At 40.0% G+C, this 22,751-nt stretch carries 18 protein-coding genes; 5 read left to right on the top strand and 13 right to left on the bottom strand.

The features are described from left to right. The first annotated feature begins 32 nt into the window (after positions 1 to 32). The 3 genes from groES to J7R12_RS05375 all read left to right on the top strand — a co-directional run bounded on the left by groES (position 33) and on the right by J7R12_RS05375 (position 2,994). On the top strand, positions 33 to 329 hold the full coding sequence (gene groES, locus J7R12_RS05385; protein WP_004865053.1) for a co-chaperone GroES: 297 nt from the start codon (positions 33 to 35) through the stop codon (positions 327 to 329). A 58-nt stretch (positions 330 to 387) separates the two neighbouring features. Beyond that, positions 388 to 2,031 (top strand): chaperonin GroEL, encoded by a 1,644-nt coding sequence (groL, locus tag J7R12_RS05380; RefSeq protein WP_126603820.1) that lies wholly within the window; start codon positions 388 to 390, stop codon positions 2,029 to 2,031. Between the two features lie 630 nt (positions 2,032 to 2,661). After that, complete coding sequence (locus J7R12_RS05375) at positions 2,662 to 2,994, top strand: zinc ribbon domain-containing protein YjdM (protein WP_126603819.1); 333 nt, start codon at positions 2,662 to 2,664, stop codon at positions 2,992 to 2,994. Positions 2,995 to 3,393: 399 nt separating this feature from the next. Here J7R12_RS05375 and J7R12_RS05370 read toward each other — a convergent pair whose 3' ends face one another. The 5 genes from J7R12_RS05370 to murJ form a co-directional block, all read right to left on the bottom strand. Continuing rightward, the gene (locus tag J7R12_RS05370; protein ID WP_126603818.1) at positions 3,394 to 4,629 is read right to left on the bottom strand and encodes an MFS transporter; all 1,236 of its coding nucleotides are present in this window, start codon (positions 4,627 to 4,629) and stop codon (positions 3,394 to 3,396) included. Between the two features lie 337 nt (positions 4,630 to 4,966). After that, positions 4,967 to 5,545 (bottom strand): NifU family protein, encoded by a 579-nt coding sequence (locus J7R12_RS05365; protein ID WP_126603817.1) that lies wholly within the window; start codon positions 5,543 to 5,545, stop codon positions 4,967 to 4,969. Between the two features lie 53 nt (positions 5,546 to 5,598). Continuing rightward, the gene (locus tag J7R12_RS05360) at positions 5,599 to 6,090 is read right to left on the bottom strand and encodes a universal stress protein (RefSeq protein ID WP_126603816.1); all 492 of its coding nucleotides are present in this window, start codon (positions 6,088 to 6,090) and stop codon (positions 5,599 to 5,601) included. 45 nt (positions 6,091 to 6,135) lie between these two features. Continuing rightward, positions 6,136 to 7,206: a tryptophan--tRNA ligase gene (trpS, locus tag J7R12_RS05355; RefSeq protein WP_126603815.1), complete on the bottom strand. Its 1,071-nt coding sequence runs from the start codon at positions 7,204 to 7,206 to the stop codon at positions 6,136 to 6,138. Positions 7,207 to 7,283: 77 nt separating this feature from the next. After that, positions 7,284 to 8,855 (bottom strand): murein biosynthesis integral membrane protein MurJ, encoded by a 1,572-nt coding sequence (gene murJ / locus J7R12_RS05350; protein ID WP_126603814.1) that lies wholly within the window; start codon positions 8,853 to 8,855, stop codon positions 7,284 to 7,286. A gap of 261 nt (positions 8,856 to 9,116) precedes the next feature. Here murJ and J7R12_RS05345 point away from each other — a divergent pair, with 261 nt between their 5' ends. Continuing rightward, positions 9,117 to 9,365 carry a hypothetical protein gene (locus tag J7R12_RS05345; RefSeq protein ID WP_126603813.1) on the top strand — a complete coding sequence of 83 codons (249 nt, stop codon included), beginning with the start codon at positions 9,117 to 9,119 and terminating at the stop codon, positions 9,363 to 9,365. On the opposite strand, the gene J7R12_RS05340 is transcribed toward J7R12_RS05345, so the two are convergent. Further along, on the bottom strand, positions 9,362 to 11,398 hold the full coding sequence (locus J7R12_RS05340; RefSeq protein WP_126603812.1) for a BID domain-containing T4SS effector: 2,037 nt from the start codon (positions 11,396 to 11,398) through the stop codon (positions 9,362 to 9,364). The two genes, J7R12_RS05345 and J7R12_RS05340, sit on opposite strands and share 4 nt — an antisense overlap. A 32-nt stretch (positions 11,399 to 11,430) precedes the next feature. Here J7R12_RS05340 and J7R12_RS05335 point away from each other — a divergent pair, with 32 nt between their 5' ends. Further along, positions 11,431 to 11,613 carry a hypothetical protein gene (locus J7R12_RS05335; RefSeq protein WP_126603811.1) on the top strand — a complete coding sequence of 61 codons (183 nt, stop codon included), beginning with the start codon at positions 11,431 to 11,433 and terminating at the stop codon, positions 11,611 to 11,613. A gap of 43 nt (positions 11,614 to 11,656) precedes the next feature. On the opposite strand, the gene J7R12_RS05330 is transcribed toward J7R12_RS05335, so the two are convergent. The 7 genes from J7R12_RS05330 to J7R12_RS05300 all read right to left on the bottom strand — a co-directional run bounded on the left by J7R12_RS05330 (position 11,657) and on the right by J7R12_RS05300 (position 22,562). Further along, entirely contained in the window at positions 11,657 to 13,405 is a 1,749-nt protein-coding gene (locus J7R12_RS05330; RefSeq protein ID WP_126603810.1) for a BID domain-containing T4SS effector, read from the bottom strand. 301 nt (positions 13,406 to 13,706) lie between these two features. Then, entirely contained in the window at positions 13,707 to 14,921 is a 1,215-nt protein-coding gene (locus tag J7R12_RS05325; protein ID WP_126603809.1) for a BID domain-containing T4SS effector, read from the bottom strand. Between the two features lie 366 nt (positions 14,922 to 15,287). Next, complete coding sequence (locus J7R12_RS05320; RefSeq protein ID WP_126603808.1) at positions 15,288 to 16,316, bottom strand: BID domain-containing T4SS effector; 1,029 nt, start codon at positions 16,314 to 16,316, stop codon at positions 15,288 to 15,290. Between the two features lie 314 nt (positions 16,317 to 16,630). Then, positions 16,631 to 18,229: a BID domain-containing T4SS effector gene (locus J7R12_RS05315; protein ID WP_126603807.1), complete on the bottom strand. Its 1,599-nt coding sequence runs from the start codon at positions 18,227 to 18,229 to the stop codon at positions 16,631 to 16,633. Continuing rightward, a complete protein-coding gene (locus J7R12_RS05310; RefSeq protein ID WP_126603806.1) occupies positions 18,204 to 18,731 on the bottom strand; it encodes a hypothetical protein in 528 nt (175 codons plus the stop codon). The genes J7R12_RS05315 and J7R12_RS05310 overlap by 26 nt, the downstream gene beginning before the upstream one ends. Positions 18,732 to 18,829: 98 nt before the next feature. Beyond that, positions 18,830 to 20,749, bottom strand: a complete 1,920-nt coding sequence (gene traG / locus J7R12_RS05305) for a Ti-type conjugative transfer system protein TraG (RefSeq protein ID WP_126603805.1) — start codon at positions 20,747 to 20,749, stop codon at positions 18,830 to 18,832. A 178-nt stretch (positions 20,750 to 20,927) separates the two neighbouring features. Then, entirely contained in the window at positions 20,928 to 22,562 is a 1,635-nt protein-coding gene (locus tag J7R12_RS05300) for a BID domain-containing T4SS effector (RefSeq protein WP_126603804.1), read from the bottom strand. Positions 22,563 to 22,751: the final 189 nt, after the last annotated feature.

The following is a 22,751-nucleotide window of genomic DNA, read 5'->3' as shown; positions in this document are numbered from 1 at the left end:
TCAATTATATTAAGTTTTCAAGGATTTTAAACATGGCTAATATACAATTCCGTCCACTTCACGATCGTGTCGTTGTTCGTCGGGTTGAATCTGAAAATAAAACCGCTGGTGGGATTATCATCCCTGATACAGCAAAAGAAAAACCTCAAGAAGGTGAAATTATTGCTGTTGGCAATGGCGCTCTTGATGATAACGGAAAGCGTGTGCCCCTCGAGGTGAAAGCAGGAGACCGTATCCTCTTTGGAAAATGGTCTGGAACTGAAGTGAAGATTAATGGGGAAGATCTCCTCATCATGAAAGAATCTGACATTATGGGAATTCTGGGCTAATCCAGACTCTCAATTTTTTCGTTTTTTACTATTTGAGATAACTCCAAGGAGAAATTAAATGGCTGCTAAAGAAGTCAAATTTGGCCGTGAAGCGCGTGAGCGTTTGTTGCGCGGTGTTGATATCCTTGCTAACGCTGTTAAGGTAACGCTGGGCCCTAAAGGTCGCAATGTGGTGATCGATAAATCATTTGGTGCCCCTCGTATCACAAAAGATGGTGTATCCGTTGCAAAGGAAATCGAACTTGAAGATAAGTTCGAAAATATGGGTGCGCAAATGTTGCGCGAAGTGGCTTCCAAAACCAATGATATTGCTGGTGATGGAACAACAACCGCAACCGTTTTGGGACAAGCTATTGTGCAAGAAGGCGTAAAAGCCGTTGCTGCTGGCATGAACCCAATGGATCTTAAGCGTGGGATTGATGCTGCTGTTGATGAAGTGGTGGCAAATCTCTTTAAAAAAGCTAAGAAAATCCAAACCTCAGCAGAAATTGCACAAGTGGGAACAATTTCCGCCAATGGTGCTGCAGAAATTGGTAAAATGATTGCTGATGCTATGGAAAAAGTCGGCAATGAAGGCGTCATAACGGTAGAAGAAGCTAAAACGGCTGAAACAGAATTGGAAGTCGTTGAAGGAATGCAGTTTGATCGTGGATATCTTTCCCCATATTTTGTCACAAATGCTGAGAAAATGGTGGCTGATCTTGATGATCCTTACATCCTTATTCATGAAAAGAAATTGTCTAATCTGCAATCTCTTCTTCCTGTGCTTGAAGCTGTTGTTCAATCTGGCAAACCACTTCTCATTATCGCTGAAGATGTGGAAGGTGAAGCTTTGGCAACGCTCGTTGTTAACAAGTTGCGCGGTGGTTTGAAAATTGCTGCTGTGAAAGCACCAGGATTTGGTGATCGCCGTAAAGCAATGCTCGAGGATATTGCTATCTTGACATCGGGTCAGGTTATTTCTGAAGATGTCGGCATTAAACTTGAAAATGTCACTTTGGATATGCTTGGTCGTGCAAAGAAGGTCAATATTTCTAAAGAAAATACCACGATTATTGATGGTGCTGGACAAAAAGCTGAAATTAATGCACGCGTCAATCAAATCAAAGCTCAGATTGAAGAAACAACTTCTGACTATGATCGTGAAAAATTGCAAGAAAGACTTGCTAAACTTGCTGGTGGTGTTGCCGTTATCCGTGTTGGTGGTGCTACAGAAGTTGAAGTGAAAGAAAAGAAAGATCGCGTGGATGATGCCTTGAATGCAACACGTGCTGCTGTGGAAGAAGGTATTGTTGCTGGTGGTGGAACCGCTTTGTTGCGTGCAGCAAATGCGCTCACCGTTAAAGGAAAAAATCCTGATCAAGAAGCTGGTATTAGTATTGTTCGTCGTGCACTTCAAGCACCAGCACGTCAAATTGCTACCAATGCCGGTGAGGAAGCAGCAATTATTGTGGGCAAGGTGTTGGAAAACAATGCAGATACCTACGGTTATAACACTGCAACCGGTGAATTTGGTGATTTGATTGCTTTGGGAATTGTTGACCCTGTGAAGGTTGTGCGTTCTGCTCTCCAGAATGCTGCTTCAATTGCAAGCCTTCTTATCACGACAGAAGCTATGGTTGCTGAAACACCAAAGAAAGACACCCCAATGCCTCCAATGCCTGGTGGTGGAATGGGTGGAATGGGCGGAATGGATTTCTAAGCCAGCCCTTTTATAAAGAGAAAAAGGACGGGTCCATTGGGCCCGTTTTTTTAAAGATGCTTTTTTCATTTCAGAGGGTTTTCCAGAGGGGGTTGTTGTGGAGGTGTATATCCCGTGAATTTGGTGCTTTGAGTCCTTTGGGAATTATTGATTCCGTAAAGGTTTTGCATTCTCTTCTCTAGACATGTTTTTTCAATTGTCTGCTTTTCTTATGACTAAAGCAATACTTGCTAAATGCCAAGGAGAGACATTTGATGCTGCCTTGTGGAGAAATGAAGAAAATGGGTTTCTAAGCCTTTTCATAAGAACAAAAATGGACAAAGTGAGTCCGTTTTATGGGATTCCTCTTTATAGGATTGCAATGTTTTCTTCTTGTGCCAACGGAGTTTACGCTTCATTGAGGTATTGTTCTTCTTAGAAGTGTTTTGAGGGGGGATGATTTTCTCTGAGAATGTTTGTGCTGGTGTTTTGTAAAATTTTTCCCTTGTTTCTTTGGGGATGACTTTAACCTTTAAGAACTCTAAAGAGAAAATGCCGTGTTCGTGTTTTGCTTTAGTCATGGACAATAAGGATGGATTTCTTTATGACCATTTAGAGAGATGATGTTTCTTGAATCAAAGAGGGAATCTTATGAGCGAATACCCTAAATGTCCTCACTGTGGTGGCCTTTATACATATGAAGAGGGTGAAAATTTTGTGTGCCCTGAATGTGCACATGAATGGCCCCAAAAGAGTGAAGAGCTGCTCCCCGATATTGTTTATGATGCCAATGGTCAGGTTTTGACAAATGGGGACAGCATTATGGTGGTAAAAGATCTTAAAGTCAAAGGCGCCGCATCCGTTCTCAAGAGTGGGACGAAGGTGAAGAATATTCGCCTCGTGGATGGGGACCATAATATTGACTGTAAGATTCCGAGCATTGGTCAGATTGGCTTGAAGTCGGAATTCGTAAAAAAGATTTAAGAGGTATTAAAGTTTAAGCGCTTGCGTTTGTAACAATGTCTTGATTTATAAAGATAATTTATCATTTCGCATATTGAATTAGACTCCTGAATATTATAAGATTCTCTTATATTCAATCAATTAAAATCATTTACTCGCATGTCACAAACAGTATTGGCGTGTGGGTAAAAGCTGTACAAGAAAGGGAAAAATGCCTCTCATGAATTGTCTTTATGCTAGAACTGTTGCAAAAAGGCTGTCGTAACATTTCAGAGTTAGCAAATAGAATGATGATGCCGGCTTATTAAAATGCATTTGTTTGGGTCGAAGGTATAGGAGAGGTGGAATTTCTTCCATTCTTTTAAAGTTTTCAAATATCATAACCATTCGAAAAAAGAAACGGCATGGAGATCAAATATATTAATGATCGTCATCACCTGTAGTGTTAAGGGGTGTTCTCTCTTTCTTTTTCTTCATCTTTATAACGCCAATCATTCCAGTGGAAATAATGAGTGCAGACATAGCTAAAAAAGAGCTCATTAATCCCACGAGTGCAAAAAGTCCAGCAATGAAGCCAGACATTGCTTCAGCAGAGTTCGCTAAAGTTGAAAAGGTTCCAAAACTCTTACCCAAATCTTCACGACGAGAGTATAATTGAAGAGATGAGACTAAACTAATATCTACAAATGCACCAATAAATCCTAAAACAAATGCTAACACGAGAAGGAGTTTTAAAGAAAGTGTTGCAACTAAAGGTATAATAAACATAATAACCCCATACAGAAGCCAAAATACCATGAGCTTCAACGATGTAATATTGAATATAATTTTACTATATAACAAACCACCTATAAGAGTTCCCACAGCAATGAGAGAAAAAATAGAACTCACAAAGCTTTCCTCTCCACCCTTGGAAAGTACAAAAGCTGGAATTAAAAATCTTAAAATTGCACCGGTAAAAAGAATAGCAAAAGACGAGCCAACCAGCGTAATAAATAAATTATTATTTTCTATAGAAACATCTTTAAGATAGGAAACTGTTTCTCGATAAATTTTTATAAAATGGAATGATTTCTTCTTATTTGAATTTAAATCCGTGAGATTAAACAATACTATAATAGATAGAAAATAGGTAAAAAGATCAAAAATGAGGACTGTTGATTTATTGGCGAAAAAAAGCAGTACCGAACAAACTAAAGGACCAATGAGGGATGCAGTTTCTTCTATAATTTGTGAAATGCTATTTGCCTTTGTAAGATCATTTATTGAAAATATTCTCGGAATAGCAGCTTGAAAACTTGGTTGGAAAAGACTTCTTCCTATCGTTGTACATATTGCTGCAAAAATAAGAACAATAATATGTGTAGTCTCTGTTATAGAGGTTATAAAAACGAAGAATGAGGCTAATAATCTCACAAATTCACTGAAGATCATATTTTTCTTTAAAGAAAAGTTATCAGCTAACCAACCTCCGATAGGACCAAAAAAGAGAAAAGGGATAAATCGAAAAAAATACACAAGACCTGTAAAAAAGTAATTATCTGTTAACTCTAAGACAAGTAAAATAAAAATAACTTCATAAGCAGTATCACCAACTTTAGAAATAAAGAGAGAAAAAAAAAGAGATAAGGGACTCTTTTTTAAAAATAAATTCATATCAACCATCCGATATTAAATTTTTCTGCACTGAAAGTTACACGACCTTTAATAAAATTGGTGATATGAACTTCAAAGGAATGGTATATTCTCATAAATTGCTTAATAAGTTAATGGAGAACGTTGAAAGACATACGTATGATGTAAGCATTGAGACCAATATCAAGAAATATCATCGTTTTTCTTTGATCTTATAAGAGAATAGAAAAAGATAAAGGACTTAAAGTCTTCTTTGTTTTTATGGATGACGTGATGTGGTTGGGGGATTTGGTTTTATGACGGTGTGGGAATACTCTTTTTGTTATTGCGTTTGCTTATCGCTGTTTTGATCTCATTTTTATTGCGGCATTGCTTCCACACCTAGAACTTCCGGAATAAAATGCCGTAAAAGATTTTCAATGCCATGTTTGAGTGTTGCGGTTGAAGAGGGGCATCCGGCGCAGGCACCGCGCATATTGAGATAAACAATACCATTTTCAAATCCACGAAAAGTAATATCTCCTCCATCATTGGCAACGGCTGGGCGAACACGTGTTTCAAGGAGCTCTTTAATTGTTAAGACAATATCAGCGTCTTTTTCATCATAAAATTCTTCGTTAAGGGCGTGGGTTTGTGCTTGTGCAGAGGCATTGGTGGTGATAACCGGATCACCAGAGAGGAAATGCTCCATAATTGTGCCTAAAATGATGGGTTTCAGATGTTGCCATTCACCCTCTTTTTTGCTTACGGTGATGAAGTCATAGCCTAAAAAAACACCATTGACATTGGGAATATTGAACAGTTTTGCAGCTAAAGGCGAATTTTGAGCAGCTTCTTCGCGGTCACGAAATTCTAATACCCCCTCGGAAAGAACCACACGACCTGGCAGAAATTTAAGTGTTGCAGGGTTTGGCGTGGTTTCAGTTTGAATAAACATAGGCTCTCCTTGATAATGAGGGATGAAGAAAAAGATAATGCTTCCTATTGTTTTTAGGCAATAGATTCAATATCTTCATCCGCAAGATTGCTTGGAATAACGGTGACAGGAATTGAAAAAGCTGCTCCACGATTGCCAATCAGTTGGATAAGCGGTCCTGGTCCTTCTGCGTGTTCACTGGCGGCTAAAACAATCAGTGCAATCTCTTTATCTTCATCAACTAGTTTGGAAATTTCATCAATCTTTTTACCTTCACGTATCATGATTTCTGTTTCAAGAGCATGGGTGGTGCGTATATCATGGGCTATTTCTCCCAACACTTTATGGGCATTTTGTGTTGATTCCGTTCGCATAACATTGTTGACACCCAGAAAATGTTGAAATTCTACACTGTCAACAACACAAAGCAAAACCAATGTCCTGTTGGTCTTTTGCGCATGTTTTGCCGCAAAAGCAACGGCACGCCGACATTCTGGCGTTTCATCGATAATGACCAAAATTTTTTTCTTATGCTTGTTTTTCAGAGTTTTTTGCTTGGAAGCCATGCATTTTCTCTCTCTTTTACTCTTGACGATTGAAATCTTATTGTTTCATGTATCGTGCAAAAAACCAACAATTTCACGGATTTTTTTCATATTTTTTTCTGCTAATGCACCGGCACGTTGTGCGCCATCGTGCAAAACAGAGTCAATATAAGCGCTTTCTTTATGCAATCGACGCAGTTCCTTTGTTATGGGGGCAAGCTTATGGACGACAAGGTCTGCTAGAGCTGTTTTGAAAAGCGAAAATTGTTTGCCTGAAAACTCTAAAAGCGCTTTTTCTTTGCTTACTTGTGCAAAGGCCGCATAAATACCAAGCAGGTTGTCTATTTCAGGTCGTCCTTCTAGCGCTGTGAGTGTATCGGGAAGAGGGGCGGAGTCCGTTTTTGCTTTGCGTATTTTTTTGGCAATAAGATCTGAATCATCGGTGAGATTAATGCGCGAAAAATCTGAAGGATCTGATTTGGACATTTTTTTTGTACCATCACGCAACGACATAATGCGCATGGCTGTTTCCCCTATCAGTGCTTCTGGCATGGGGAAAAAGCCTTGTCTCTTTTCCTCACCCATTTGCATCGAAACAGCAAAATTTAAATCTGCAATGCGGTCAGCGTAGTCATTATTGAATTTTTGCGCAATATCGCGTGTGAGTTCAACATGCTGTTTTTGATCTTCTCCTACCGGAACATGTGTAGCACGATAGAGCAAAATATCGGCAGCCATCAGACTTGGATAAGCAAAAAGCCCAAGGGACGCTTTTTCACGATCTTTTCCCGCTTTATCTTTAAATTGTGTCATGCGTTGGAGCCACCCAATACGGGCGATACAATTTAAAATCCATGCAAGTTCAGCATGTTGAAAAACCCGAGATTGGTTGAAAATAATGTGTTTTTGAGGATCAATACCGGCAGCTAAAAAAGCTGCTGTCACTGTTCTGGTTGATTCAGTCAAAGTAAGGGGATCAGGATTCACTGTGAGTGCATGCATGTCGACAACGCAATAGAGGCAATGATAGGATGTTTGCAGCTCAACCCACTGCTTGATGGCTCCAAGATAATTGCCAAGATGTAGGTTACCACTCGGTTGTACGCCAGAAAAAACAAGCGGTGTGAAAGTGTCCATAGAAGCGTTCTTTCTTAAATAAAGTTATTGTTTTTGTGTTTTGTGTCAAAACGTCTTTCTGAAAGCAAGATAAAATATTAGAGGCGTTTTTTGAAATTTTTAAGGGTGAGGAAAAAGGAACGTGTGTCGATTAAAAAATAGGTACTTAAATATACAAAGAAAAGGGCAAGCATGATTCCTGCGAGTGCGCTGGCACGCAAGAAAAAGGATGCGTGTGAGGATAAAGGGAAAGACAAAAAGCCAAGCACATGAAACAAATAATGAAGGATTATTGCGCTTAAAACAGTGACAATCACCAGACAGGCAATGCGTTTTATCAGTTGTGCATCAACTTTCCAATAGCCACGTTTGAGGAGAACAGCACAAAGCAACAATGTGTTGACCCATCCAGCGGTGATTTCGGCAATAACAATGCCGCGTGCAGATAAAATGGGGAATAATGTTAAAGCAAGACTGATATTGATGAAAACACAAATACCGGTGAAAATCATCGGTGTTTTTGTATCTTCATGCGCAAAGAAATTAGGAATAAAAACTTTGATTAGGACAAAAGCTGGGAGTCCTAATCCGTAAAGTCCAAGGAGTTGTGCAACATGGTGTGTTGATTCACTGGTAAATTGCCCACGTTCAAAAAGCAAACTGACAATGGGTGTGGAGAGCAGCAAAAAGGCAACGGATGCCGGTAGGGTTAACAAGAGGGTGAGTTCGATAGAGCGGTTTTGCAAATCGTGCGTTTCTTCATGATTTTTGCTGCGTAGCGCTCTTGTTAATTCTGGTAAAAGAACGGTTGCAACGGCGATTGCTATCACGCCTAATGGTAATTGATAAAGACGATCAGCATACATTAAAGAGGATACAGCACCCGATTGGCTAGAGGCGATGTTGGTATTGATTAACAAATTGATTTGTGTAATGCCTCCCGTGATGGCAGCAGGGAATGCTAAAGTTAAAAGCTTACGAACATTGGGGCTAAAATGAGGACGGCGGAGAAAAATTTTCATTCCACTTCGACGCAAAGCAACAGCGATTAAAGCGAGTTGGAGAATTCCCGCGGCTAACACACCCCAAGAAAGATTGAGGCCGATATGCCAAGCATCGAGCCGATTGATCCAAGCATAGGCAAGTATACATATGAGAATAATATTTAAAAAGAGAGGGGCTATGGCTGCGATAAAATAGCGCCGCAAGGCATTCAACATACCCCCCATCATTGCTGCTAAAGACATACAGGTTAAATAGGGAAACATGATTGCGGTGAAATGAATCGTAGCGTTCAATTTTGTGGCATCTTCTGTAAAGCCTGGAGCAATGATTGTTCTTACCAAAAAAGGCATACTTAATTCCATGGCAATGGTTAAAAGTAACAGTAGCGAAAAGAGAACACCAAACACCTCTTCGGCAAATTTACAGGCGGATTCTCCACCATCTTCGGTGATTTTTTTTGAAAACAGAGGAACAAAAGCAGCATTAAAAGCACCTTCCGCAAAAAAACGACGAAATGTATTGGGAAACCGAAAAGCTGCATTGAACGCATCGGAAACAGGACCGGTTCCCAAGGCTGCTGCCATCAACATTTCGCGTATAAAGCCAAAAATGCGGCTCATGAGGGTTCCAGAAGCAACAGTAGCAAATTTTTTAATCAGGATCATAAAGATATATCAGCTTTATTATGAAGGACAGGTGGTAAAAAAATGAATACAACGCATCAAATCATAAAAATCTGATCAACAGATTAATGTAAGAGTGTTAATAAATATTCTTTTAAACTGTTTTACGCTGGTGTTTCTCTTTCTGTCAACAAAACGACATGAAGCGTTTTAAATTGTCCTTGTTGCCCTTGCGTGAAAGCTTTGAGAACACCCATAAAACAATATTTTCTTTCTCTCAAGCCGAATATATGGAGCAATGTAGTGAATAAAAAAGACGCAGAGAAAGTGAGTGAAACTGATCGTTCTCTTGTTGCTGCTTTGTTTTGTTTTTCTCGATATTATCCATATGGTATTTGGGGATTTCTCAAGTTCTCTGTTTTGTTTTCTCAAAGCATGATCAGCTTCTTTTTTCTTGATGAAAGAAAATCACCAATGGGAGAGAGCTCTCTTAAAGCGATAATCCAGCATAAGAAAGAAGGAAAAAAGTTAAAGCTTTATGCGTGCCTTTAGATGGACATTGCTCTTGCACACTCAGCTTTACGTGGTTGAATGCTCTGTTGTATCGTTTTGTCATGCATGGTGATTTCTATTGTTTTTTCTGTTTTCATTGCTGTTGGGTTAAAAATTTTTATGTATTTTTCGTAACTGTTTTCTTTTATGGTTTGAAGCAGATTTTGTCCTGAGTGCTCTTCAAATGTACGACAAGAAAACTCTCTCTCAGGAATGCTCTGTCGTATCTCTTTTACAGATTGGACGATTTTTGCAATTTCTTGTGCTTTGTTCACGGATGTGCCAATAATTTGAGCAAGCCTTTCGTAATCCTTTTCTTTTATCGCTTCATGCTCGCTTGGTGATAAGCGTGCATTGATTTTTCTGCTATAAGCGCGTATCTCTTCTCTGAGTTCGAGAGACTGTGATAAGGTTTTTTGCTGTTGTTCTTTTGAGAGGGTACAGAGATCTTTTATCCATTCTCTAGGAATTTCTACCAACTGTTCACAGCGCTTTTGTTTTGCATAATGGTCCCGCAGAATATCCTGTTCTACTTGTTTAAAAGTATCCGCGTAACGATCAATTGCGATACACAGGGGAAAAATATTTTCTTTAGCATGTGCGCGCCTATTATTGATGATGCCACTGATGTTGATACCAGCAAGCTTAGAAATAGATTTAGGGAATTTTATAATTTGGCACGCAAGTTTTTCACCCTCAAGGGGATCTTCATGAATCTTTTCGAGTTTTTCCTCTAAAATATGCGGATTACCATAAACAATTTTGCACAAAACTTCGATTGTTTGTTTCCTTGCTTGGATGGATGTGTCCTTTTTAATCCTTTCAATGATTTCTTCTTTTGTGAGTGGGGCTATTTTTTCTGCTGGAATGAGTATTTGTTGTAAGTCTTGAGCTTTGGGCACTGTAAAGGTCATGGCATCACCAATTTTTAGTGTTTTCAATTGCTCTGGTGCAAGATGTTTCTTATCCCCTATGATGAAAGTACCCTTAACATCGATCATGAAGCCATTTGCGCCACCGCCTCTATAGAAGCCTGTATAGGTTTCCTCTTCTTTCGCCGTTAGAACAAGACGCTCTTTCATATTCTCAACCCCGATCTTTTTCATGTGGTCTATGAATTCCTTTAAAATGAGCGTTTTTTCTGGATTGGAAATATCGTCAAACAGATGCTTCATCGGTTCTGAATCACCAGATTTTACTGATACAATACTGGCAAGATTCATGCGTTCTTGGGTGATCAGAGAAAAGTCTAACTTGTGACCTGCAACTTCAGCAAGTTTTTCAAAAAACATCCTTTGCGTGCGTCCATTGCCCTCTCTGAAAGGATGCGTATAGTTCAGTTGTATCATCATTTCAGCAGCATTTTCAACAAATGCTTCGCGGCTTAAGCCTTTGAAATTATTCTTCTCGGTTAGTGTTCTGTCTAAATTTTCAAGGCCCTCTTGGACCTTTTTTCCTGATGCAAAAGAAATATTCGCTTTTTTCATTTCTGGCATACAGGCAACGGTGCCATCTTTAAAGGTAAAGGGTTTCTCGCGTGTTTTTCCAGCCCATTCAAAAGTGTTTTTAAATAAAGTGTGATGAATATAGAGGAGATAGGCTGATGTTAGCTTTTGTGGTGGTGCTTCTTGGCGCAGATTAATGATTGCTTTTGCTGAGTCGTGGGCACACTGCATTTGTAATTTACCATAATCTGTTATGCCATATTTATTTTTCAGCGTGACACTGTTTGTATAAATAAAATTGCGTGGTGATATATTCTTTTCTTGATTTTCCAAAGATGGAGGTTGTTTTTCGAGAGGGACTGTTTTTTCTTTTGGAAGAAATGTGTTTTGCAGATTTTTTGTTTGTGGCGCTGTAAAAGAAGAAGCACTCATTGTCAATATTATTGGTTGCTCTGGTTTGAGATGTTTTTTATTTCCTATGATGTTCGTCTTATGGATATCCATCATGAATCCATGTCTATAACCTTCATAGGAACCATGATTATACGGCTTTTTTGTACTATCATTGTAAAACGATATTTTTTTCATTAACTCTTTTCATTATTAAATCTTCTCAAGGCATGCGTAGAATTCCTTTAAAACAAGCAATTCTTCTGAACTGGAACTATTCTCAAGCGCATGTTTTATGGGGTCTGGAGCGCCATGGTGCGGCGTTGTCGTGCGGAAAAAATCCTGCTTTTGTCATAAGAGAAAAATTGAACTTTTGGTTTTCTGCAACAGCAACAGGGACTTTGGTGCAATGATTTTTCGTCTATTGCACCAAAGGGGCAGGAAAAATAAAGCGGTTTATCTGGTGAAAGCCATTGTTTTTTGTGCTCCAGCTCTTTGTGGTCGCATGTCTGGTGAACTTTTGTCTGCTTGCCTAGAGGTTTCACCAGTTTTTTGCTGTCTATTTTCTGATGAATGCTCGAGCTGTTTGGAAGGTTTCGATGAAACTTGCTGTTTTTGCAAGCTTTTCTCTAGGCTGCTAGAATGAGCATGGCGTTTTTGTTTTTCCTGATGGTTTTCTATAATGTTTTCTTTTGCATGTTTTATAGCTTCTGCATAACCTTCAATGGCATTTCCTAGATGTGTAAGAGCTTTTTCAGCCTCTTTGCGTGTATTACTTTTCAAGCCATGGAAATTGTGACCAGCAAGTTTACCAAACAATTGAGGGTAATTTGTAACTTGCCATGCAAGCTCTTCTCCCATATCAGGGACTTTTTCAATTGTTTCAAGGCTATACTGCAAAATACTTGGGTCATTATAAGCAACTGTACACCAATATATAATTTCTGCATGACAATATTTGACCGATGTATTACTTTTAACTCTGCGGGCAATTTCCTTATGCGAAAGGGGAGCCATTTCTTGCTCAGGCTTACGCGGATTTTGTAAATCTTCAGCTATTTCCTTTAGGTCCATTGACGCTCTATGGTGTGTTTGTCTTCCTAGATGGCTCTGAAAAATATTCTCTTTTGCCTGTTTTACACTATCGGCATAATTTTCAAGGGCAAGACAGAGGGGTGAAACCTGCTTTTCAGCCTCTTTGCGTGCTTTATTTTTTATACCCAAAATTTGTTTTCCAGCAAGTTTCGCAACAAGTTTAGGATTTCCTGCAACTTGCCACGAAAGACTTTCACCCAAGATGGGATTTTTTTCAATTTCTGTAAGTTTTTTTTCAAAAATATCTGGGTTACCATAAACAGTTTGAGACAAACTTTTGACTTCGTCTTTACAGGTTTGGACCAACCTATTGTTTCTCACTTTGAGGATAATTTCCTCTTGTGAGAGAGACATACTTATTCTTGAGGAAGAAACAACTGGAGTAGTTGTATTGCTTTGCTCTTTTTTTCTTATACGTGGTGGTTTTGGGGGGGCAGGTGTTGCGTATAGATCCTCACGTTCTTCAGATGAAGTGCTGCTTGTTTGCACGCCTCTAGTGTGTCGCATTTTGGGTGGAGTTGGTGGAGCAGGTGATGCGTAGAGGCCTTCGCTTTCTTCAGATGAGGTGCTGTTTGCCTGCATGCTTCTCGTATGTGGTGGTTTTTGTAAAATAACCGTTGGGTAGATGCCTGCACTCTGTTGTACACTTATGTCGCTTTGTTGCTTGTCTCTTGCACGCGGTGGTCTTTGTGGAACAGCTCTTGTGGGTGTGGTTTCACTTTCTTGTGTGGTTATGTTGCTTTGCTGTCTGTCTCTTGCACGCGGTGGTCTTTGTGGAACAGCTCTTGTGGGTGTGGTTTCACTTTCTTGTGTGGTTATGTTGCTTTGCTGTCTGTCTCTTGCGCGTGGTGGTCTTTGTGGAACAGCTCTTGTGGGTATGGTTTCACTTTCTTGTGTGGTTATGTTGCTTTGCTGTCTGTCTCTTGCGCGTGGTGGTCTTTGTGGAGCAGCTCTTGTGGGTGTGGTTTCTTCTGGGCGTTCGGGGAGAGATGATTTTTGCTCCTCTGGGGAAGTTTCGGGGTGAGTTAGCGTTGTGGGAGATTGTTCATCCTGTTCTTGAAATTTTTCCATCATTTTTGCTACAAAAGGGGAGAGTTGTCTTTTTTTCATGCATGTTTCCTTTCAAACTTTTATACTCTTTGTGTTCAATCCCCCTTCGCTGTTCTCTCTCCATCGTGATGCTTTTTCATCGTTTTTTATGGAGGAGGCTAAAAATACTTTCAAAAGATTTTGTGTTTTTCGTGCAGATCATTATCAATATTTGTCAATATGCAGGTTTATGAATAAGTTAGGTCAAATAATGAGGAAATTCTGATAAAGCTTCTCCTTTATGTTATTTATGGCACTTGGTGCAAACTCCTTTGCGGAAATCGCGCCAAGAACAACATGAAAAACTCAAGTTTATCTATGCTTAGCTGGCAAAAGCCATCGTTTTGGCTGCGGTTTTTTTGCGAGAATGAGTGTCCTGTGTTCTTTCGTGTGTTTGTTGAGAGGTTTTTCTCGCCTCATGATGGGGGGTGGAGGATAGATATTCAGGAAGTTTAGAAGACTTGGTTAAATCTTTTTGTTTTTTTAAGTCTTTAGCCAGTTCAGCAGAGGGGGCATGGGTTTTTTGTTGCAGTTGTTGGGATTGCACAAGGCTCTCTTTTAGCAAATGAACGGCATTTGCATAATTGTCAATGGTGTCAATCAGGGAGGGAAGGCCGGCTTCAGCATGTCTGCGGACACTATTTTTTAAGCCACACACTTTCATACCAGCATAGTTATGAAGTGATTGAGGGTATGCGGCAAGTTGCCATGTCAATTCCTCTGCCATAGCAGGATTGTGGAGAATTTCTTCCATTTTGCTTGCCAAAATATTCGATTTGCCAAAAACGACATGGCACCAATATTTGATACGTGCCTGATATCTTGTAACCGTTGGATTTTGTTGAATCATGGTAGAAATTTCTGCATTCTCCTTTTCAGATTGATTTGAACTTTGCAAGATTTTGGCGACAGCCTCACGGCCCATTGATTGTTCATAATATGTGAGGACTGCGTCTGGGGTTATCGACAAGTCTTCTCTTGCATATTGTACAGCTTCTCCGTAACCAGCAATAGCGTCACAAAGGGTAGGAAGATTTTCTTCTGCATTTTTGCGGGCGCTGTTTTTTATGCCCCATAGATTGAAACCGGCAAGCTTAGAAAAACTCTCCGGCTGTGCTGAAATTTGCCATGAAAGGCTTTCTCCCAGAGTGGGATTTTTTTGAATTTCCCCTATTTTTTCTTGTAAAAGATTTTCGTTGCCATAAACAATTTTGCACAAACTTTGGATTTTTTCTTGATATGCTTTCACCAATTGGCTGTGTGGAAGAAGCTTCATGATTTGTGCTTCTGAGAGAACCCTTGTTGTTGTTTGTAAAGCTGCTGTTGCGTAAAGAGTTTCCTCTTCATTTTGCGCTGTCGTGTTTCTTACAGAGTGTCTTTGTTGTTTTTCTTTTAAGGCAGGAGACGGTTTTTTGCTTTGTGGGGTAGATTTTGAGGAGAGGATTTCTGAGGAAGTGTGATCTGCAGCGGTTTGTTCGTAGAGTTTTATGCGTTCTTGTACTGAAAGCTGTAGAGGAGGGGGTTGGTTTTTTTTCATGCACGTTTCCTTTTTATCATTGTTTGAGAAAACCTCTTTGGCGCATTCTTCACCTTTATTGTTTGAAGCTTTTAGACAAAGGATCAATTTGAAGAGGACATAAATGTGAAGGGCTTCCAAAGACTTGCGCTATTCGTTGCTATCGTAATGGATATTTGTGTCTTTTATAGAGTTTTTTTGTGAAATTTTATCAATAACTTATATAAAATTATGAGATTTCTTATGGACCACTTTTTTGTCATATTTCATAACAATTCTTGGCGCAATCGAAACAGAGCGATTGCGCCAAGAGATAAGATAAAAAAATGATAAAATAACAAATGATCACATAACAGGAAAGATTTTATGTGTTGTTATCGTGCACACTTACATCGCATAAGCCATTCCTTTTGGGGAAGGAGATCTGCTGCGTTGTTGTTCTTGCTGATGAGCGCTCTGCTCTCTTCCTCTGTCGTGATGCTGGTGATGACGGTGGTGAGGTTTGTGCTCTTGTCTTTCTGGACTTCCCTGTCCCCTCTCGAGATTTTTTGTAAGATCCTTGTGTGTATTTGCGGTTATTCTCATATGCCGTTCAAAAGCTTCACAAAGGGGACGAAAGCCATCTTCCGCTTCTCGACGGGCTGGACTTTTTACGCCAAATAGCTTTTGACCGGCAAGCTTACCAGGACCTTCAGGATTTTCTAAAAGGTCTCGTAAGATTTTTTCTCCTTGTCTAGGATTTTCAAGAATCTTAGCAAGTTGGTTGTTCAAGGCATGCTGGTTACCATAAACAACTTTGCACCACTCTTGGACTTCTGCTACGCCATATTGGAAATTTACGTTTTGTGCAAGCTTTGAAGTCACTTCATCTTGTGGTGTCCTGGGGGGGGGTGTTCTTCTTCCTTTCTCCACTCCTTGGTAGATGAGATTTTCTCGATGGTCAGCATCTGGTCCACCATTTCCCTTGCCAACGGTTGCATAGACAGATTCTACGGGTTGTGCAGGACGTTGCCCACTCTGTCGGCTAAAGTCAAGCTCTGCGTAGAGATGCTCTGATAGTGGGCGTGGGTGATGCCCTTCAGCGCCTTCGTAGAGAGGATTTTCTAGGCGTTGAAAGTCTGGTCTCCCCTCTGCCCCAAGCAGATCAGTTACTGCATAGGGGGATACTAATGGTGTGGGTTTTAGCCCACTACGGGGCACCGCATAGGCATTTTCTGGGTTTGATGGTTTTTGGGGGGCATAAGGATTATTTTCTGGGATTGAGTGTGGACGCTGGCCTCTCTCCGGTCTTTTAACCTGAGCGTAAAGGACTTCTGGTTCTGATTGTGAACGCTGGTCTCTCTGCGGTTTATTAACCTTTGCGTAGAGCTCTTCTGGGTTAAATTGTGGAGAAGGGGAGGGTTGATGTTTTTTCATGCATGTTTCCTTTCAAAATTTAGAAAACCTCTTTGGGGCATTCTCCACCTTTATGTTTCGATAGATTTTATCTAAAGATAAGGTGTTCATTTGAATGAGCTCCAAAGATTATGCGCTATTCTCCTCCACTGTAATTGATGTTTGTGTCTTTTATAGAGTTTTTTTGTGAAATTTTATCAATAAGTTACATAAAATAACGGGGGCTCTTTTTATGCAAGTTTTTTTGTAACATTCTAGAACATTTCTTGGCGCAATGGAGATGTAAGAACTTGCGCCAAGAGAGGATTAAGGAAAGCAAAATGACAGCTCCGCCTTTAGCTGGTAAGAGCTAATGATGAGGAGCGACTGATTTTGAGAGATCGCATCTGACATTGTGCTTCTTTGGTGCATTTCATGACTTTGGTAATCTCTTTTGCTTTACTTTCCGATGTACCAAGCAGGCAAGCAAGTCTTGTACAATCTTTTTCTTGTATGGCTTGACGCTCCTCTGATGATAAACGATTGTGTAATTGGCGCGAAAAAACATGGAGTTTTTGTTGGAGTGCAGAAGAATGTAATAAGGCTTCTCTTTGTTGTTCGAGGGGTAAAGAAAAAAGGTTTTGTAAAGCTCTCTCAGGTTTTTCGACAGGTTGGCTCAAACGGTTTTGTTCTCTTGTATGCTGTTCTAGAACGTCTTCTTTTGTTTGCTGTGCCACTGTGGAATAAGTTCTAAATGCTTCACTCAAATTTGAAAGTTTTTCTTCAGCCCGTCTGCGAGCGGGGCTCCTTATACCAAGCACTTTTCTTCCTGCAAGCTTACAAATGGATGTTGGATTTTGTGTTATTTGGTCCGCAATCTGTTCGCCTAAATCGGAATCTGTTGCTATCATATCCAGCTGTGTATTTAAAACTCTTGGGTTTCTATAAACAGTCTTTAGTAAATTCTCGACTTCTTTTCGGCATGTTTCAACAAAAGGATCATTTGCAACTCTTGCAAACAATTCTTCATTCGTGAGTGGCGCTAAGTTTTCTTTTGGAATCAGGGTTTCTCTTAAGTTTTGAATGTTGGTTTTTTCAAAACAGACTTGGGCACCATTTCGTAATGTCTTCACTTGCTCGGGTGTAAGATCATCTTTATGGCCGATGACGAAAACACCATCCACTTCCATAACAAAACCTTCTGCGGAAGAACCTCTATAGATGCCCTCATAGGTTACACCTTCTTTTGCTGCTATAACAACACGATTATTGATTTCAGAGAGTCCAGAATTTCTCATTTGGGAGATGAATTCTTTTAAAAGAAATGCTTTTTGTGGATGGGTGATATCTTCAAAAAGATCTTTCATGGGTTGTGGATTGTTATGTTGCATTGCTTCAACACAGGCAACAGTCATGCGTTGTTGTGTCACAAAAGAAAAATCAATTTGATGGCCTGCTGCTTGTCCAAGCTTTTCCATAAACATACGACTGACACGTCCATTGCCTTTTCGAAAAGGATGCGCATGGTTTAGAGCCATAAAAACTTCAGCGGCTTCTGCAGCAAATTCTTGGCGTGATAAACCTCGTAAATTGTTTTTTGCGCTAAGTCTTCGCTCTAATTGTTTTAGTTCTTTTTGAATTTGTGAACCGACTGCAAAGGGTACTTCATGACCTTTTGGTCGCATGGCGGGCATACGAGCAGTGGATCCATCTGCAAAAGTAAAGGCTTTATCGCGGGTTTGTCCGGCCCATTCAAAAGTCTGATAGAAAAGGCTCCAGTGGATTGTTTTTATATAGGCGGCATCAAATTTTTGTGGGGGTGGTTCATGGCGAAAATTCACGGCTGCTCTGGCGGTGTCGTGGGCACAGCGCTTATATAGTCTTTGTGGGTCCTTGATGCCATATTTATTTTTTAGTGCTTGGCCATTTTTATAGAGGTAATTTTGCTCCAACATCTTTTTTGTTCCTTAAAGTAAAGGGGGTGGTGGGTAAGCGTGCGAAACGCTTCGTGGAAAATCCCCCCTTCGCGTATTCTTTTGAGATTTTAAGCCTTTCGGGAGAGAGGTTTAATCCCTCAACTCTAGAGCGCCGTATAGATGTTGCTGGCTGTATCAACGGTTTTATGGTGTTTTTATCATGCTTTTGGCAGAAGAATTGATGGTTTGTTTGCATTATTTGCATGCATGTTATTTTTTTCATGTGCGTGAGGACAGCTTCTTTGATGTGTGTTTTCTTGTTGTTTATTTTTGTCATCAAGAACATTTCTTTCAAAGCTGCTCTCTTCAAAAGCTCTTTGAGAGGCGTTTGAAGAAGAGATAGGGTGGTCGTGATCGCCATTGGGTGTTTTTGGGGCTTTTTATAATGGATGCTGTCATAATGGGCGTTGGTGTTGGTGGTCACACGCATAAAAGCAGTGATCAAGAATTCTGCTTCATGATTGTTTTTTTGTTGGTCCATACAGAAATTCCTTTTAAAGGGATTTTAGAGGATGTCTGTTTTTTTCTCTTATACTGTTGTTGTGTCCTTAAGACGCACGACCCATAAGAGGGTGTTTTTCAGTTTTTCTTTGCTTGTGGGGCAAAACGGTTTTTTTCAGCAGCCGCTAACATTTCTTTTCTTCTAAAATAGATCGCTCGACCACATCGTAAAGGGGGGTGTCCTTGCATAAGAATAATTTGTTCGTCTTGACGCATCTCTTGAATAATTTCATGCGGTAAAATCAGCGCTCTTTGTTGATAATTGATGTTGTAAGAGCTCTTGCCTAAAGATAAACCTCTCGATTTGCTGGTTCCAGCGACTTCAACGGTCATTTGACCACAGCGTTCTGAAATGTCTTTGGCTGTTTGGAGGTCTTTAATGGCGGCATAACTCACAAAGGAGCAGCTTTCAAACCATGATCGTGCTCCAGCTTCTCCAAAGTGATTGATCAACTGACCAGTGGATTGATAAAAAAGCATGAGGGACGTGCCATATTTACGACCACGGTCTCGTGCTTCTTCTAAAATGTTCATATAACCAAGAAGATCAACTTCATCCAAGACAAACAAAACACGCTTTTTGTAGTTTCCATCAGCTGTAATCATGGCATTTAAAAAGGCGCCAATAATCACTCGCCCAATCGCTGGATAACTGTTTAAAATGCTTGCAGGGAGATTGAGAAAAATATCGGTATTGCCATTGGTAATATCTGAGGATGCAAAATCATCTCCACAGACCAGATTAGCGTAGTTTGACAAAGAAAGCCATTGGGTGTCCTTTGAGGCGGTTGTATAGACCCCTGAAAAGGTTTGTTCTGCCATTTCTGTGAAAATACCAACCATTTCACGAATAAAAGGAGAAGGGGTTGTTTCTTGAATCATCCGTAATTGATTGACAACCGCCGTTTCTGATTGAGACAAAATCCCACGTAATGTTTTTAAATTGCGTTCACTGTCTTCATATTCGTCAGAAAATATGACATGTGCAAGAAGAGCAGTTAAAAGGTTATGGGCTTGTGTCGAAAAATATTCTGCTGAAGAATTCTCTGATTTTTTATCTGTAAGCAGCAATTTGGAAAAACCCACAATATTGGCTTCACGTTGTGTGCGTGGCACGCTCTCGTCTAAAAGCCAATCGAGCACATTAAAATTTTTTGTTAAGATGGAATTGGGATCAAGAACAATAACATTTCTATTGCCCATCTTTTGGCGAGCAAATTTGACGATTGGAGCAACTTCGGTTGAAGGGTCAAGGCAAACAATAGAACCTGGATATGTTAAACATGTTGGTATCACTGTACTTGTGGTTTTATATCCACCAGAACCAGCGAAAAAGATCATGTGCGTTGAACCGAAATCAAGATTAAAGGTGAGCAAAGGCACTTTCCCCCCTTTCCCCCATGTTGTTTTATCTCCAGGAGCAAAGGGAATATTGCGCACACTGTCTTGATCAACGCGGCATCTCTCACCAACGACAATTTGGCCGTTGGCAGGAAAAATTTTGGCTGCATCTCTTAAATGCATCCATGAGGCATCTCCAAAAACGCCTTTTTTGGCACGCTTGATCTTGTTTGTTCGTGGAGAGAGTGTCATGATTTGAATGGCTAACAGAGCAACGCCGCCAATAATGCCAAAGACAACCATGGGATCCATGAATTTGAGGGCATAACTCCACGTTATCCCTTGTTGACCAACATAGGGACTTAAGCGTTTTATTTCACTCCAAATGTAGGAAAAAGCTATGATGCCAAAAAAGACAGCGGAGATAAGTGTGATCGCTTTGCGTAGATACAGTTTTTGCGATAAGTTGTAAAATAATGAAACAGCAGCAATGAGCACGAGTACTAATAAGGGTTCTGAGCGCAGATACCAATAGACTTGAGAGTTCTTTAGCCCAGTGATGATAAACAGCAACAAATGAGGAACGAGGAATATCGTTAAAATTCCTAAAGCAATGGGGGCTAAAATAAGTACAAGTTGCATTTTGGTATATTTCATTGTAGTCTTATCCAGTTTTTATCGAGATATGATCTAAAATTACGGGGTATGCCGGAAAGGATCATTTCAAAAGCGGTGGGTGGGCGTTCATCAACTTTCTTTTTTTTCAGGAGCGGGAGAATGTCAGAACATCTCCCAGCTATGAGTGTTTAAATGAAGGAAACCGGATTCAAACGGTTTAGCTCGCCATAGCAAGCGCTTTTGAGTGACTGGCTGTGCGTGTTTGCACTTGTTGGTGTGCTTCTCTGGCTTGTTTGGTGATTTCTGTAATTTCCTGCGCTTTACGTTCTGAGACACCAAGGCTTTTCGCGAGTGTCCCATGATCACCATCCCTGACTGCTTTATGCTCGGTTGATGAGAGACGGCCCTTGATATTTTTTAAGAGAGTACAGAGCTCTTTTTGAAGGGAAGAATTGTTTTCTAATGCTTCTTGCTGTAATTCTTTTGGTAAGGTGAGAAGATCTTTCAAGTCTTTACTTGGCATTACTACTTTTTGTCCGCGACGGTTTTGTTCTGCTTGATGCTCTTGCGTAATTTCCTTTTCAGCATGTCTTACAGCATGGGCGAAATTTACAATGGCACAACAGAGTGTTTCAACATGCTCTTCAGCATTTGCGCGCGCTGAAGTTTTGAGACAAAAGAGGTCAAAACCTACGAGATTAGCAACAGAACTGGGAGATCTGTTAATCTGATTGGAAAGTTGTTGCCCAAGTTCTGGATTTTTAATAATCTTCACCATCTCTTTATCTAGTGTTTTTGAACTGCCATAAATAGTTTTTGATAAATGTTGGATTTGTTGTCGACATGTGTGGACACAGGCATCTTCTGCAACCTTTTCAAAAAGTTCACTTTTGCTTAAAGGGGCTAATGTCTCTTCTGGGATGAGAATTTTTTCAAGCTCTTGTGTCCTGGGGACTGTAAAGGTGAACCTCTCACCGGATTTTAATGTTTTCAGTTGTTCTGGTGTGAGATGCTCTTTGTTGCCGATAATGAAGGCACCTTTCACATTGAATGCAAAGCCCTCAACACCCATACCTCTAAAGAGGCCTGTGTAAGTTTCGCCTTCCTTTGCAACCATAACAGGGCGATCATTAACATTGCGCCCACTTTCTTTCATATTGTCCATGAACTCTTTTAAAAGAAGTATTTTTTCTGGATGAGAAATATCTTCAAACAGATGCTTCATAGGCTCCAGATTACCTTCTTTTTCTACCGCAATACTAGCGAGCATCATGCGTTCTTTTGTTACAAGTGAAAAGTCAAGCGAATGTCCTGCTGCTTTGGCTAGATTTTCAAAAAAGAACCGTTGTGTGCGTCCATTGCCTTCTCTGAATGGGTGGATATGGTTAAGAGAGTTAAACATTTCCATTGCTTCAGAAATAAATTCTTCGCGTGTTAAGTTTTGCAAATTGTTCTTTTCAAAAAGTGTCTGATCTAATTTTTGTAAACCTTCTCGGATTTCATCACCAATGGCAAAAGGATTTTCCCAACCTGTTCTTTTCATTTCTGGCATGGCAGCAGAGGTGCCATCTGCAAATGTAAAGACTTCATCACGGGTATGACCAGCCCATTCAAACGTATTTTCAAACAAGCATTTGTGAATATATTTTAGATAGGAGCTATCAAAGTATTCTGGAAGAGGTTCTTCACGAAGATTAATCAACGCTTTTGTTGTATCATGCGAGCATTTTTCCAGAAAAGAGGCTAAGTTTTTCGTTCCATATTTATTTTTGAGTGTGACGCTACTAGGATAGGTATAATGATGGGGAGAGATGGATACTGTATTTTTTATTTTTGATTTTGCTTTTGGCATTATTATCTCCTTATCATGTAGGGGGGGTAAAAGTGTTAAATTTCTCGAATGAAATATCGCCCCTTGCATATTTCTCTAAAATTTCCAGCGTTTTAAATGAAGTCTGTCTCCTTTTTTATGTGGGAGAGAGTGTTGAAACATCTTTCAGCTTATGGGTGTTCACATGAAAGAGGCAGGATCTCATCGTTT

The sequence above is a fragment of the Bartonella vinsonii subsp. vinsonii genome (genome assembly GCF_902825235.1).
Lineage (GTDB): Bacteria > Pseudomonadota > Alphaproteobacteria > Rhizobiales > Rhizobiaceae > Bartonella > Bartonella vinsonii.
Note: the sequence above shows the minus strand (reverse complement) of the source record. Positions and strands in the feature narration are given on the sequence as shown.

Bases quoted from the DNA above. Each gene is read 5' to 3' on its own strand.
- J7R12_RS05325 (WP_126603809.1), bottom strand. From the start codon at position 14,921: ATGAAAAAAAACCAACCCCCTCCTCTACAGCTTTCAGTACAAGAACGC.
- groL (WP_126603820.1), top strand. From the start codon at position 388: ATGGCTGCTAAAGAAGTCAAATTTGGCCGTGAAGCGCGTGAGCGTTTG.
- J7R12_RS05370 (WP_126603818.1), bottom strand. From the start codon at position 4,629: ATGAATTTATTTTTAAAAAAGAGTCCCTTATCTCTTTTTTTTTCTCTC.
- traG (WP_126603805.1), bottom strand. From the start codon at position 20,749: ATGAAATATACCAAAATGCAACTTGTACTTATTTTAGCCCCCATTGCT.
- J7R12_RS05315 (WP_126603807.1), bottom strand. From the start codon at position 18,229: ATGTTGGAGCAAAATTACCTCTATAAAAATGGCCAAGCACTAAAAAAT.
- J7R12_RS05340 (WP_126603812.1), bottom strand. From the start codon at position 11,398: ATGAAAAAAATATCGTTTTACAATGATAGTACAAAAAAGCCGTATAAT.
- trpS (WP_126603815.1), bottom strand. From the start codon at position 7,206: ATGGACACTTTCACACCGCTTGTTTTTTCTGGCGTACAACCGAGTGGT.
- J7R12_RS05320 (WP_126603808.1), bottom strand. From the start codon at position 16,316: ATGAAAAAACATCAACCCTCCCCTTCTCCACAATTTAACCCAGAAGAG.
- murJ (WP_126603814.1), bottom strand. From the start codon at position 8,855: ATGATCCTGATTAAAAAATTTGCTACTGTTGCTTCTGGAACCCTCATG.
- J7R12_RS05310 (WP_126603806.1), bottom strand. From the start codon at position 18,731: ATGGACCAACAAAAAAACAATCATGAAGCAGAATTCTTGATCACTGCT.
- J7R12_RS05365 (WP_126603817.1), bottom strand. From the start codon at position 5,545: ATGTTTATTCAAACTGAAACCACGCCAAACCCTGCAACACTTAAATTT.
- groES (WP_004865053.1), top strand. From the start codon at position 33: ATGGCTAATATACAATTCCGTCCACTTCACGATCGTGTCGTTGTTCGT.
- J7R12_RS05330 (WP_126603810.1), bottom strand. From the start codon at position 13,405: ATGAAAAAAAGACAACTCTCCCCTTTTGTAGCAAAAATGATGGAAAAA.
- J7R12_RS05375 (WP_126603819.1), top strand. From the start codon at position 2,662: ATGAGCGAATACCCTAAATGTCCTCACTGTGGTGGCCTTTATACATAT.
- J7R12_RS05300 (WP_126603804.1), bottom strand. From the start codon at position 22,562: ATGCCAAAAGCAAAATCAAAAATAAAAAATACAGTATCCATCTCTCCC.
- J7R12_RS05360 (WP_126603816.1), bottom strand. From the start codon at position 6,090: ATGGCTTCCAAGCAAAAAACTCTGAAAAACAAGCATAAGAAAAAAATT.
- J7R12_RS05335 (WP_126603811.1), top strand. From the start codon at position 11,431: ATGCGTAGAATTCCTTTAAAACAAGCAATTCTTCTGAACTGGAACTAT.